This is a genomic window from Bacteroides sp. HMSC067B03 (assembly GCF_001811315.1).
GTDB lineage: Bacteria > Bacteroidota > Bacteroidia > Bacteroidales > Bacteroidaceae > Bacteroides > Bacteroides faecis.
In genome coordinates this window covers 130,045-143,357 of record NZ_KV804410.1, presented here as the reverse complement: position 1 = coordinate 143,357, position 13,313 = coordinate 130,045, and the positions used below count along the sequence as shown (strand labels likewise).

Annotated in this window: 13 protein-coding genes and 3 pseudogenes; all 16 read left to right on the top strand. The window is 49.9% G+C overall.

Features of this window, described 5'->3' with window-relative positions:
* Window positions 1-34: 34 nt before the first annotated feature.
* Window positions 35-169 (top strand): annotated as a pseudogene (locus HMPREF2794_RS29975) (TraG family conjugative transposon ATPase); the annotation flags it as partial.
* Between the two features lie 6 nt (window positions 170-175).
* Window positions 176-307 (top strand): hypothetical protein, encoded by a 132-nt coding sequence (locus HMPREF2794_RS29820; RefSeq protein ID WP_005655090.1) that lies wholly within the window; start codon window positions 176-178, stop codon window positions 305-307.
* Complete coding sequence (locus HMPREF2794_RS18910) at window positions 308-583, top strand: hypothetical protein (protein ID WP_070752222.1); 276 nt, start codon at window positions 308-310, stop codon at window positions 581-583.
* A 3-nt stretch (window positions 584-586) separates the two neighbouring features.
* Window positions 587-802 (top strand): annotated as a pseudogene (locus HMPREF2794_RS18905) (DUF4141 domain-containing protein); the annotation flags it as partial.
* Between the two features lie 567 nt (window positions 803-1,369).
* Window positions 1,370-2,090: pseudogene (locus tag HMPREF2794_RS18900) on the top strand (reverse transcriptase domain-containing protein); the annotation flags it as partial.
* Window positions 2,091-2,726: 636 nt separating this feature from the next.
* On the top strand, window positions 2,727-3,212 hold the full coding sequence (locus tag HMPREF2794_RS29635; protein WP_070752217.1) for an Arm DNA-binding domain-containing protein: 486 nt from the start codon (window positions 2,727-2,729) through the stop codon (window positions 3,210-3,212).
* A gap of 1 nt (window position 3,213) precedes the next feature.
* The gene (locus HMPREF2794_RS29630; protein ID WP_240052988.1) at window positions 3,214-3,366 is read left to right on the top strand and encodes a phage integrase SAM-like domain-containing protein; all 153 of its coding nucleotides are present in this window, start codon (window positions 3,214-3,216) and stop codon (window positions 3,364-3,366) included.
* Entirely contained in the window at window positions 3,344-3,748 is a 405-nt protein-coding gene (locus tag HMPREF2794_RS29625; protein WP_070752215.1) for a site-specific integrase, read from the top strand. The genes HMPREF2794_RS29630 and HMPREF2794_RS29625 overlap by 23 nt, the downstream gene beginning before the upstream one ends.
* Before the next feature lie 413 nt (window positions 3,749-4,161).
* Window positions 4,162-5,673, top strand: a complete 1,512-nt coding sequence (locus tag HMPREF2794_RS18885) for a reverse transcriptase/maturase family protein (RefSeq protein WP_240052987.1) — start codon at window positions 4,162-4,164, stop codon at window positions 5,671-5,673.
* A gap of 830 nt (window positions 5,674-6,503) precedes the next feature.
* Window positions 6,504-7,643, top strand: a complete 1,140-nt coding sequence (locus tag HMPREF2794_RS18875; RefSeq protein ID WP_070752211.1) for a helix-turn-helix domain-containing protein — start codon at window positions 6,504-6,506, stop codon at window positions 7,641-7,643.
* 265 nt (window positions 7,644-7,908) lie between these two features.
* Entirely contained in the window at window positions 7,909-9,987 is a 2,079-nt protein-coding gene (locus HMPREF2794_RS18870) for a leucine-rich repeat protein (protein ID WP_070752209.1), read from the top strand.
* Window positions 9,988-10,227: 240 nt separating this feature from the next.
* Complete coding sequence (locus HMPREF2794_RS18865) at window positions 10,228-10,980, top strand: hypothetical protein (RefSeq protein WP_168166613.1); 753 nt, start codon at window positions 10,228-10,230, stop codon at window positions 10,978-10,980.
* Window positions 10,956-11,339, top strand: coding sequence for a hypothetical protein (locus HMPREF2794_RS18860; protein ID WP_070752207.1), 384 nt, complete (start codon window positions 10,956-10,958; stop codon window positions 11,337-11,339). The genes HMPREF2794_RS18865 and HMPREF2794_RS18860 overlap by 25 nt, the downstream gene beginning before the upstream one ends.
* Before the next feature lie 192 nt (window positions 11,340-11,531).
* The gene (locus HMPREF2794_RS18855) at window positions 11,532-12,482 is read left to right on the top strand and encodes a fimbrillin family protein (RefSeq protein WP_070752205.1); all 951 of its coding nucleotides are present in this window, start codon (window positions 11,532-11,534) and stop codon (window positions 12,480-12,482) included.
* Window positions 12,483-12,552: 70 nt separating this feature from the next.
* Window positions 12,553-12,825, top strand: coding sequence for a hypothetical protein (locus tag HMPREF2794_RS28555; RefSeq protein WP_139147274.1), 273 nt, complete (start codon window positions 12,553-12,555; stop codon window positions 12,823-12,825).
* A 9-nt stretch (window positions 12,826-12,834) separates the two neighbouring features.
* Window positions 12,835-13,293 carry a hypothetical protein gene (locus HMPREF2794_RS18845; RefSeq protein ID WP_139147273.1) on the top strand — a complete coding sequence of 153 codons (459 nt, stop codon included), beginning with the start codon at window positions 12,835-12,837 and terminating at the stop codon, window positions 13,291-13,293.
* The last annotated feature ends 20 nt before the right edge of the window (window positions 13,294-13,313 follow it).

Sequence of the window (13,313 nt, the reverse complement as noted above, 5' to 3'; positions counted from 1 at the left end):
AGAAATATGACAAGGCGCTGGGTGCTTAGCCTACTGCTACACCACAGAAGAAACTGAAAAACTGGAGCTTACCCGGCTTACGGAAAAGCTGGATGGAAACATCGAGCTGGCTATCAGACAGCTTGCCGAAAACAAGCGGCAGGAAAACAAACAATCCTTTAATCCATAAAACACAATGAGTAAGAAAGATTTATTAAGCCAATGCAGGGAAGCGCTCGGAGACGCCACCCTGACCAATCTGGACCTGCTGAACCTGATTGGGGAGATGAGAAAGGAACTGGAACATGACCGCATCTGCGGGCACTGAATGAACAGGGAAGGCGGCTCGACGCTGACCATCCGTAAATCCAACCGGGTGACGGACGGCTTCAAGGGATACAAGGCCACGCTGTTCGCCGGAGAAAGGGCCTACGTTGAAATCAATATCCCGCTGCGCGGCGGTGACGACCTTTTCCTGCACGGGAACAGGGATGCCGGATGCATCGGGTATTTTTCAGGCAGCGAGGTGTTGCTGTTCGGCAGTTACGGTCTGTTTGCCCGTGACGACGACAGCCGGTATTTACTGACTAAAGAAAGGAGATAGGGCATGAAGAAGAGAACGATAATTTTGTTTATGGCATTGTCATCCCTTTCAGTGACAAGCAAGGCGCAATGGACGGTGATAGACCCCACGAACCTCGCACAGAGTATCGTGAACTCGGCCAATGAAATCGTACAGACCTCCTCGACGGCACAGAACATGTGGAGCAATTTTCAGGAGACTGTAAAGATTTATAAGCAAGGGAAGGCTTATTACGATGGTGCGCCCGTATAGGTGATATAATGAATGTAGCATTGGCAAGCTATTAGGTATGTGTTCCAATAAATTACCTATCATCACCGGCTTATCTGCCCACGAAAGGACGGCAGGGAGTATAGCACGCCGGAAAACCATAAGCCAATTAGTTATCAAATTGCCGCTGAATGGAGAGATGAAACAGATAGATATGAGGATAAAATCCAAACTGATTAAATGATAGTCCAAGTGGTCATAGTACGGTCTATAGTGAAAGATAGCTTAACTCGCTATATCGTAACACCTCTGATGCGAGCGTCGTGTAGCAGAGGCAGGAACTTGTTACGACACAACTGCCATAAGCAGAAACGGACGGAAGTCATATCCGACAATCTATCACAGCCATGTTATTATATCATAAACGGGGATTGCCTAAACCGGAAAGCCAGTTGTAAGGCTATGAGGTACAGACCTCTGAATATTCGGCAAGGCAACGGAGCTTCCGTAGTAGTCCGAGCAAGGGAAAGCCTTGTACATGGCGAAGGGAAGCAGCTAATAATTTTAATACAAATAACGGAAAATGTGTGAGACATTATGAGAAGTCCAGCGAATGTATTAAACAGTTTGAATCGACACAGCAAGGACTTGAATTACAAGTACGAGCGTCTGTACCGTATTCTTTTCAATACGGAGATGTACGCCGTTGCCTACCAGCGGATTGCCCCCAAACAAGGCAATATGACGGAGGGGACGGACGGCAAGACCATTGACGGCATGAGCATCAAACGTATTGAAAACCTGATAGCATCATTGAAAGATGAAAGCTACCAGCCCAAACCGTCAAGGAGAACATATATACCCAAGAAAAACGGGAAAATGCGTCCTCTGGGTATTCCTGCTACGGAAGATAAGTTATTGCAGGAGGTGGTTAAAATGGTATTGGAAACCATATACGAGGAGAGTTTTGAATACACTTCGCATGGTTTCCGTCCCAAACGGAGCTGTCACACCGCCCTTAAGCAGATTGAAAAATCATTCTGTGGGGTGAAATGGTATATTGAGGGCGATATAAAGGGATTCTTTGACAACATCAATCACGATGTGATGATAGGAATCCTCGAAGAACGCATCAATGATGTCCGTTTCATTCGGCTTATCCGTAAATTCCTGAATGTAGGATATATCGAAGATTGGGAATATTTTCACACATATAACGGGACACCGCAAGGTGGCATCATCAGTCCAGTACTTGCCAATATCTATCTTGATAAATTGGACAAGTACATGGCAGAGTATGCAGCAAAATTTGATAGGAATGCCCGTAAAGAAGTGAACCCACAGTACAGACACTACCAACGTAAGAAAGAACGAGCTAAAAAGGCGTTGAAATCAGCAGTAAGTCTTGAAGAAAGAAAACTGCTGGTAGGACAAGATATAATTTAGTGCAAGGTGCAAGTATATATCTATATATATAGTTTGCACCTTTGTACTAAACGCTAAACATTGATATTCAAAGATTTGCATGAATCGGAACAGTGTTGTATCTTTGAACCGAAGTTTTAGGCAGACAATGAACAGCCAAAGGACGACAAACAAACGTCTTTTTTGAAACCTAAATTGTACCCCCTAAGGCATTGACGTATTGATAAAGAGTTGAATTAAAGCGACATAAGGAGATAGGTTCATTACCCTGTCTCTCCGCTCATGAAAAGTGAACAATGAAACAAATCCCTGTAAGCTAGATGCTTGTAGGGATTTTTTTTGTTTTAGTTTACACGAAAAGCTAAGAATAATGTATTTCTCCGGTGTACTGTTCGGTGTCCTTTTTTGCCCTGCATTTTTTTTTGCTACCGAATAGGATTATAATTCGTTGTTTTTCAGTGCTTTGTGCGCTGTTAGATTGCCTCTGATTTAGTTGTTTTGCTATGTGAAACTTAAAAATTAAAGAAAGATGGAAAGAGCAATTTTTAGCCTCTTGTTCTACATTCGTAGGACGAAATTAAATCGGCATGGTGAGGCGCCGATCCTGATGAGGATTGCTGTGAACGGTGTTCGTGCGGATGCATCAATAAAGAAAACGATTTTACCTCAACTTTGGGATGCCGATAAAGGCAGAGCCGTGGACAAAAAACGTGAGGAGAAGGAATTGAACCTGTACCTTGATGCGATTTATGGGAGGGTTCTCAAAATTCAACGTGATATGGAAATTGAAGGGGATAATGTAACTGCTTCGAAAGTTTTAGCCCGTTATCTTGGAAAGGGAGATTTTATTGACCGTAGTTTATTTGATATTTTCCGTGAACATAATGAGAAATGCAGGAAGTTGGTTGGTATAAGCATGGCCGATGCAACAGCGCAACGTTATGAGACAACATTAAAGGCATACACAGGATTTTGTGTGGGAAACTTATCGCAAGAAAGATTTTCTCTTGAGTGAAATGTCTCAGCAGTTTGTGGAAGACTATATGTTTTGGTTGTTGACTAAAAAAGAATGCTGCCATAATACTTCGATGCAATATTTGAAGAACTTTCAAAAAGATCATCCTTCTTTCCCTGACAAAAGGATGGTTGAAGAAAGACCCTTTCGCTGAATATAAATTCACGCTTGAGGCGGTAGACCGTGATTTCTTTGAAGATTCTGAAATTCAGAGAATACTCAGCAAAGAAATTGCAATATCCCGGTTGGCCCAGGTGCGTGATACTTTTATCTTTTGTTGCTTTACCGAGCTGACATTTTCGGATGTCAAGCAATTGAAGCAGGAAGATATTGTCGAAGATTCCAACGGGGTTAAGTGGATCAGGAAAGAATGTCAGAAGACCAAGATTATATGTAATATCCCTTTGAGGGATATTCCGCTGCAGATTCTGAAGAAGTATGAGAATAATCCTCAGTGTGTCATCAAGGGAGTGTTGCTGCCGATTCTATGTAATCAAAAAATGAATGGGTACCGTGTGCCCGTAAAGGTTGCGTAATGAATGTCTCTTTAGCAAGAGACTAGACTAGATTCTAAGTCTACTCCCAACCGACTTATCCGGCGGGGAAACCCAATGGGAGTGTCGCATGTCGGTTGCAGCATGGCCGCCCTAATTGCCAAGAGCGAGTGCATCGCTGGGGAGAAAGACAGACACGAGGATGAAGCCTATACTGGTTGAACGATAGTTCAGTGAGGCATGTTGGACTTGTGACGAAAGGCAGTTGTATTGTCACACCGTGGCTCTCTCATTTGTCAGGTAGCCTTTGAGAGCATAGAACATAGTTACGGCACAACCGCAATAAGCGGAGAAAAGAACGAAAGTCGCATCCGACAGTCTGTCGCGCTAATAGTCATTACGAAACTAAACGGGGATTTCCTAAAGCGGGATGCCTATGGAAACGGGGGCTATGTATGAAGATACTGAATACCCGATATGGAAACGGAGCTTCCGTAGTAGTCCGAGCCATTTACGAGAGACACTTTGAGGATACCTCGCATGGATTCCACCCCAATAGAAGTTGCCACACTGCATTAAGAGACATAAAGGCTACATTCAAAGGAACACGATGGTTTATTGAAGGCGACATCAAAGGCTTCTTTGACAATATTGACCATAACATTATGATTGATATCCTCAGAGAGCGCATCTCCGATGAACGGTTCCTGCGATTAATCCGCAAATTCTTAAATGCAGGCTATATGGAGAAATGGACATACAATAACACTTACTCGAAAACACCACAAGGCGGTATCATTAGTCCTATTCTAGCTAACATCTACCTTGACAAGTTCGACAAGTATATAAAAGAGTATGCCGATAACTTCAATAGAGGCAGAGGACGTAGACTAACCCAAGAGTATCAGCGTAACCGGAATCAGAGAAATGCATTACGATGGAAGCTAGAAGCAGAAACGGATGAAAATCGCCAAGTTGAACTGAAATCAAAAATTGCCGAAATGCGCAAGAAGACGTTGGATATTCCAGCAACAAGGGACATAGACGACGCGTTCAGAAGATTGAAGTATGTGAGGTATGCCGATGACTTTCTTATAGGGGGGATCGGTAGCAAGGAGGAATGCGAGAAAATCAAGGCTGATGTTACGACGTTCATGAGTGATAAACTCAAATTGGATATCTCGCAGGAAAAGACCTTGATTACCAACGCACAGGAACCTGCAAAATTCTTTGGATATGAAATCAATACACGCCGATCTATGGACCATACACGCACACGGAGTGGACTACAACGACGCCCGTGGCTGGGCACAATTGTGCTGAAAGTATCTTACGAAACCGTACTTAAGCGTCTTCAATCCTATGATGCTGTGCTTATCACACAAGTCAACAGGAAAGAGACACTTAAACCTTCGTCTCGTAAGTATATGGTAAATAGACAAGACGCAGATATCCTGGCGCAATACAATCTTGAATTGGGGGGATTCTACAACTACTATTCTATTGCGGACAGTATCGGCTATTTCGGTTGGAAGTTCAATTACTTCATGAAGTATAGCATGCTCAAAACTCTCGGTCGCAAGCACAAAAGAACCGTCGGACAAATACTTGAAAAGTACAAAGACGGAACGGATGTGATTATCCCTTATAAGGATAGCAAAGGCAACGCGAAACAAAGAGTATGGTATAACGGCGGATTCAGATGCAAACGCTTCACCGGCATCTATGAGGATAACCATTACGACTACATACCGAACACCATGTATCTCCCTACACTTGTGGAAAGGCTTAAAGAGAGAAAGTGTGAATTATGCGGTGCAATGGGAGATCTTGTGATGCATCACATACGTAACATCAATCAGCTTAAAGCTGACACAAAGTGGAATGTTGTGATGATTACAATCAATAACTTACATCCTGTGAGCCAATCAATAGGTAACGATTTAGAAACGAGCGAACTGCTTTGATACGCCTTATCTTGCACAATATTAAAGAGCGACTTAACTATTGGCAAAGATACGAAACTTATCTTATCAACTAACATTTTCCATACATTTAATCACCGTGATTATACCGAAAAACAATCTTATGAGAATTGCATTTTCCGGAAAAAAATTGTTTTTTTACTCAAACTCTCATTAAACTTAAAATTTTTTTTCCTGTTTTCGTTAAACGAAAACGAGACGGTTTAACGGCATTCCGCCGATAACCGTCCCCCAAGAGATAAGTTTTGGAGTCGGTTATCTTTAAAAAAGGAAAAATAAGAGAATGCCTTTAAAAAAAGTTATATCACAAACGTTTTATAACAGCCAATGGCAATTCTGCGCACTCTTTAATTGTCATAATATCCACATTCTTTTCCTTTAACTTTCTGGCGATCGTCAGTTTTTTCATTGTCATGAGACAATTCGGAAAATAATTTTTCGGACAAATAATTTATCGCATTGACAATTCTTTCTTTCCTCCCCCCAACTCTTTGGCCTCCATATATTTGCCCTTTTCCATAAAAAGGCGTAATTTTGCGGGGTGAAAAGTAGTGCGATTAAAAAAATGAGGTGTGAACACGCGGACATAGCATACAATGCCGTGCGCTCGATGGCAAATACGGTGGAGGAAAGAAAAAAATACGCTTTCCCCGCTATTTTTATGCCTGAAAATTTGGCGGTCTGCCAAATTCTTCTAAACACACATTGCGCCGTCTGTTCTTCGCGCGTAATATACTTATTTTCAGTTCCTACGCAAATAGCGTATCCTTTTCTTTTCTGGAAATATCCTATTCATTAGGCGAGAGGGCGGTATGTGGTTGAATATTTATACGCTCGTCACCGTTGTCTCGGCTATTATCCTGACAGCTTTTGGGTTCCAGTTATGCGGGGTCGATATTTCACGCAAGAAGGAAACGCGGAAACTGCGCACGTCACGCGCGATACTGACCGCCTCTTATTTCATCCTTGCCGGGGCGACTGTAGCTGAACTCCTCGTCAATAGGGAGGGCGACCCGAAAATCATAGCCACACTCACCATCGCGACCGCCGCTTATCAGTCGCTGCTGTTTACCGCCACGCTGTTCATCTTTATCTGTCCGCTGTATGTCACCCGGCGGCGGGTGTGGACGCAGGTCGGTATCGTGACGGCGGCAGTGGCCTTGTTCATGCCCGTTGCCCTCGCGACCGATATTCGCTGGATATTTCCGGCGGCACTGGCGGTTTATGCCGGGCAACTGACGTATTACACATGGCTCTTTCGCCGGAAGTATGCCGAAAGCCTCGCGCAGTTGGAGGATTATTACGACGAGGAGCAGGACTCGCGGCTGCGGTGGACAAAATTCGGGTTTTACGCCGCCCTTGCCGTCGGGGTGGCGGCCAGCGTGTCGATGTGGTTGCCGCCGATGGCCTATAATCTTTTCACGGTGGGATACGTCGTCTTTTACGGGTGGTTCTCCAGCCGTTTCTCCAACTACGCGGCAAAGGTGAATTATTACCTGCCCGCGCTGACGGAACAACCGGAAATAAAACCGGAATCGGAGCAGCCGTCCGTGCCGGAGGTTGCCGCCACGGAACTTTCCGATGCAGAACGGTGGGAAAAGACGGAACGGCTGCGCGTGACTCTCGAACAATGGGTGGCCGACAGGGGATATGCCGTGCAGGAAGATAGACGCGAACAGATTGCGCGGGAATTGGGCACGACCCCCAACTTCCTGCGGTGGTATTTCAGAGAGCAGATGTCGCAGGACTTCTTGTCGTGGCGTGTGGGGCTGCGCATCGAGTACGCCAAGGAATTATTGTCGGAAGAACTCGGCATATCAATGAACGAACTCGCGCAAAAGGTCGGGTTCAATACACGGGGAAATTTTTATACCTATTTCAGAAAGGTTATGGGAGAAACCCCGACCGAATACTTAAATCGGATAAAACTGAAAAACAGAACCGAAAGTTGATTCTCAAAAAAGCCTTTGCCGTACCTCCGCGGCAAAGGTTTTTTGCTTGTCCGAAGTGGTTTATTTCGTAATCGAATGAAATAAACCAGTTTATTTCGTATTGCCACACGAGATAAACCACCTCCGCTCTTGCCGTGAATGCGCGTTCCGGCTACATTTGCCTTCAATACGCAGGGGAAGACACGTCGTGACTGTCCCGCCCCGGCGGACACTCCCGAAGCGATAAAACAAAACATATCCTATTCATATTAAAAACAGAAACAAAATGAAGACAAGAACTCTATTGGCGGCAACACTGGCCGCAACGCTTGCCCTCGCGGGATGCAGTAAGAATGACGAGCCGGACGGACCAACCCGTGCCGCGGTGAACATCCGGACCTCCATCGGAGGAACTATCGATGCCGGAAACTTCGGCAGCCGTGCCGCCATCAGCGCGGACGGCAGCGGAAACTTTGAAGCGGGCGACGTGCTGGGGCTGTACGCCACCGTGGGCGCCACCGCCAAGCTCGCCAACAGCGCCTACACCGTAGGCTCGACCGCCCTCTGGTGGGACGAGTTGAGCATGACCGACCCCGTTGCCTTCGCCGCCTACTACCCGAAAGCGGAGGCTATCACAGACCCGGCGGCAACCATTTTCAACGCAGCCACAGCCACGAACCCCGACCTGTTGCTCGCCACGCCCGTCACGGCGAGTAAGGGTGAGGACGTCGCGCTCGCCTTCCGCCACGCCATGCACCGCCTCACGGTGAACCTCTCCACGGACATCGACGGCTGGGACATCGCCACGGCACGGGTATCGCTCGCGGGCATGAACGCCTCCGCCACGGTGAACATCACCGCAGGCACCGTCACCCCCGGCGAAGCTGACGCGACGGACGGCGACTACGGCACCAAGACCGGAGCCGCCGCCACTTTTGTCGTTGCCCCGCAAAAAGTGACCACCAATGCCGACTGGATTCAAATCACGATGGACGGCGAGCAGTATGTCTATAAAGTACCCGCCAACATCACCCTGCCCGGCGGCACTACGGCACCCCTCACCGCCCTCGAAAGCGGCAAGACGCTGACGCTGAATCTTGCCCTTACCCGTGACGGAGTTACCCTCACCACCGGCGACATCGCCGCATGGGACACGCAGGGCACCATCGACGGCGAGATTAACATTGGCGGAGGCGACACCCCCACCGACGGCAACATCGACATGACCGACATGACTGCCGACCAAGTAAAAGCCGCCATCGATGCCGCTATCGCCGCAGGCATCACCGAGTTCAAGCTGACAGGCCCTATCGCCAATTTAGGAATAAAGGAAGATTATACTCAATCAACGGGCAATCCTTTCTACAATACAGGAGTGACCAAGGTGGACTTGTCGGGCGTGACGGGCTGGCAAACCGTGGCATACAGCAACTTCCCGGATGTCACATCCTCTGTAGCCGGCCTCCCCGCCTATACCTTTTATGGGTGCGCGGCCTTGACGGAAGTCGTTCTTCCCGCCGAGGTAAAAGCCATTGGCCTCGGGGCTTTCCTTAGTTGCACATCGCTCTCCACCATCAATCTGAAGGACGTCACCCATATAGGAAAGCAGGCTTTTGGTTTCTGTGAGGCATTGACGGTCGTCGATTTGTCCGCGGTCATCAACCTTTACATGGAGGCTTTCCAAGAGACAGGCCTCACCGCCCTTTCCCTGCCCGAAGCCCTTGCCATCAGCGGCGGCCTTACGGCTAACAACTTCAGTAGCCATACCGGCTCTTTCGGGGATTGCGAATCGCTGGTTTCCGTCAATGCCCCGAAGCTGACAAGCACGGGATACAAATCATTTTCGGGTTGTTCGGCACTCACGACGCTGACCCTTTCCGCGCTGACGGAAATCAATGATGAGGCGTTCTACTCCTGTAAGAAGCTGACAACGGAGAATGAAGGCTTCGGCTTCGCGAAGGAGGTGACAACCGTAGGGGAGAAAGCGTTCGGTTATTGTACCGGGCTGACGAACCCGGAGTTGCCGGAAGCCACCCTGATTAACAGCTACGCTTTCACCGGATGTACAGCCATGGAGAGCTTGAAACTACCGAAGGCCACCCGATTCGGTGCCTACATCGCGAACCGTTGCAAGAGCCTCACACGGATAGAGGCGACCGCCTCCGGAGCATTAACGCTCTCCGACGGAGGTTCCTTGGACAATGGAGCTGTCTTCGGCAACCAAGGCACCACCGGCGATCTGTTCGATGCCGCCAACTGCACCCTCGTCCTCAACGCGGACAAAAACACCGGCGGCACGGGCAGCCCCACCGTGAACGGAACGACGTGGGCTAACGCCACGTGGAAGAGCATCACGAATCCGTAACGATCCAGCTCGTTTCCCGAAGTTGAACTTCGGCACGGTCAAAGCCAGACATTGGCATCGTCAACGTCAGACTTCGGGAAAGGGGAAGCGGAACGACAAAACCGGCAACGCCGGTGACGGTTTGCCGAACGGCGCGAACGATTATACACTATCCCCCCGTCCCGATACGGAAAGGAGCAGGCAAGGGCGGGGGCTATCGAAGCATTAAAACAAAAGTATTCACACTAAAAACAAAAGCTTATGACACTGATGAACAAATGGTACATCCGGCGTGACTTTTCAGTCGCTGCCGCCAAAATGGGCAAGAGAGGCATCGCCCTCTCCTCCGACGAGCCGCCCGCCGACGCTTTGTTCTGGGAAATGTGGAACGAATGCGAAGATATTGCCCGACAGGTGCTTGATACCGACTACTTCCGGGGCATACGGAACAACAACCTCGACCCGAACGCCTACGGCTCGCTGATGGTACAGGACGCCTATTACTGCTTCGAGGCGGAGAACGCTTATGCCGCCGCCGCATCCCATCCGTTGGACGACGTATGCAGCGACTTCCTGAAAGGCAAGTGTGCCAGCTACGAAGAGTACAACCTATACTACCACGGGCCGTGGCACATCCGCGACGCTTCAGGCGTCATCCCCGACGACCCCATCAAGTCCTACGCTGACTACGAAGCCCATGTGGCAGGCCACCTCGATTCGCCCTACCTCTTCTGCGTGATGCTCCCCAGCGAATACCTGTGGAACTGGATAGCGAACCAACTGCTTCCGACGGCTTCCCCCGACGGTCTCTACTACTTCTGGATAGAAGGCAACGGCGGAACACCCGATGGCGCCTACCAGATGGCGAATATGCTTGAAAACTACCGCACGCAGACGGATGAAGAGCAGGCTAAAGAGATATTCCATACCGCCATGCGGCACGAACTGGAAGTATTTTCAACAGCAACCCAATTAAATACCAACGTATTATGGCTTCGCAAAAATACATTTTAACGGAAATTAAAAAGGGCTACAACCTCTCATGGTATGTCTGCTCGCAGTGTTATTACACCGGAACGATAAAACTGTACGACGACACGGGAAAAGTATATTTCACCTGTTCCAAAACAAGCGGCGGCACCTCCTACCAGTCACTGGCACAGGGACATGTCGACTTCACGGGCAACGAACTGTACCTGTCCGTCGAAATTCCCCAAAGCACTGAAATCCGGCAAAGCATCACCGCCAACAGCGTCACCGACGCCCATGCGGTAAAAGTGGGACAGGTTTACGGCTTCTGCATCGAGGAATCCACCGACGAGGACTACAACGACTTTTATATCGACGTGGTGGGCTGGGCCAAAAAAGGATAAACCTCATTCAGCCGTCGAAATCCGCAGGATGAGGACACAGTGGAGAAAGTGGTATCCCGTGCAGCAAACCACCAAGCAGTCGGGCAACTCGCGGAACTGAGTTGCCCGACTATCAAAAGATAGTTGAGGGAGCAGTCGGTAAACGTTCCCCGCACAGATATTAGGAAGAATATAAATTTAGAAAAAGGATAAATGATGAAAACAATACAACTGATTACCCTCACTGCCACGCTTGCCCTCGCCGCGTGCAGCAAAGACAACATCCCCGACACCCCCGCGGACAACAGCGAACTGAAAATAGTAGCCACCATCGACGCGTCCCCCGATGCCGATGTCCTCCCCGCCGGGCGGTCGGCCGATACCCGTGCCACCTTCAACCCCGACGGCAGCGGCGCGTTCGCCACGGGCGACGTGCTCAGGCTTCGGGTGAGGGGAAGCGTCCCCGTCACATACCACGTGGAATATACGATAGGGACGACCGTTCTCCGTTGGGACGACTTCAAGGACATTGGCAACAAGGGTCCGCTCACCTTTGCGGGAGCTTATCCTAAAAATGCAGTGGACAACGATAATTGCTTCTATATCCTCCGCGCCGCCAACCCCGACCTGTTGATAGCTCCCACCGTCACCGTGGCGAAAGGCGAGCCCGTCCGTCTCGCTTTCCGCCACGTGATGCACCGGCTGGTGGTGAACCTATCGGGCAACGCGCTGACGGCGGACGAGTTGTCCCAAGCCAGCGTCCGGTTGAGTGAGAGTCTGTATTGCTGCGCGGTCGTAGATTTCACCAACGCCACGGCACTCGCCGACAACAGCGCTATATATGGTGATAATCCTCCCACGCGGACAGGGGCCACCACCACCTTTATCCTCGTGCCGCAAGACATACATTCGCTTAGCGAGAAGATAACCATCACCGCCGGCGGTCAGGAACTCACTTACACCTTCCCTGCCCAGCTGCCCGGCGCCACAGCCTACGACCCACCCCGCCGCCTGCAAAGCGGACGGACGCTCACGCTCAACCTCGCCATCAACACGGCAAACCGCAGCGCGGCAGCTTCCGCCAAGCCGTCCACCCGCGCCACGACAACGGACGACGCAGCCCTGACGCCGGAATGTACGGGGATAACCGTTTCCGCATGGTAAAAAAACAGCCGTCACCCGAAGCTACGCAACCGCGTCAGTCCGGCGGGACGGCAAACAATAAACTAAAATTATGGCAACACTTCCCGACCTGTCCGACCTGCCCGTCATCGCCGGCATCATCGCCGCCACCGTCTTCGCGACCTACGCCGTGATAAGCCTCACCCAGCGTCCTTACGAATCGCCCCAGTACGTGACGGCGAAGATGAAAAGTACCGTAAACCATCGCTACATCCAGTCGCGGCGATTGCTGGCGGTCGTCTACATCGCCTTTGCCGTCGCGGGGTGGTTCGTCGTCCCCCCGCTCGTCACCGCGTCCGCCGACGACAGACTCCCGTTCGTCTGACTCGTGTGCGTGAGCCTGTTTTTCGCCCTGCACGCCGAGGTACTCGTCGGGCTGTGCCTCCCCGACCGGGTCGTCTGGCGTAAGCGAATCCTGTGGTTCGTGCCCCTCGCGGTGATGTGCGGCGTCTGCCTCGCCTGGCCGCAAACCGCCACGATGCTCGCGTACATTCAGTTATGCCTCCTGTTGCTGCTCATCGGCTATTACACCCCCGCATTCTTCAAAGAATACGCCGACCTCACCTTCTTCTGCGGCGGGGACATGTGCAACGGCGACCCAGAAGACGACTTCCTGCCCGAAAGCCTCCCGTGGATTTCCCGCCTGTACGTCGCCCTGCTGCTGCTCGCCATCGCCTCGGCAGTCGGCTGCTTTGCCCCCCCGCGTCTGGTACGCGTGGCTGCTCTTCGCGCTCTACATCGCCTATGTCGTCTGGTTTATAAACCGGGTAGTCTCTACCTACACGTTGTATAGCAAGAAAATCAAACAGATGA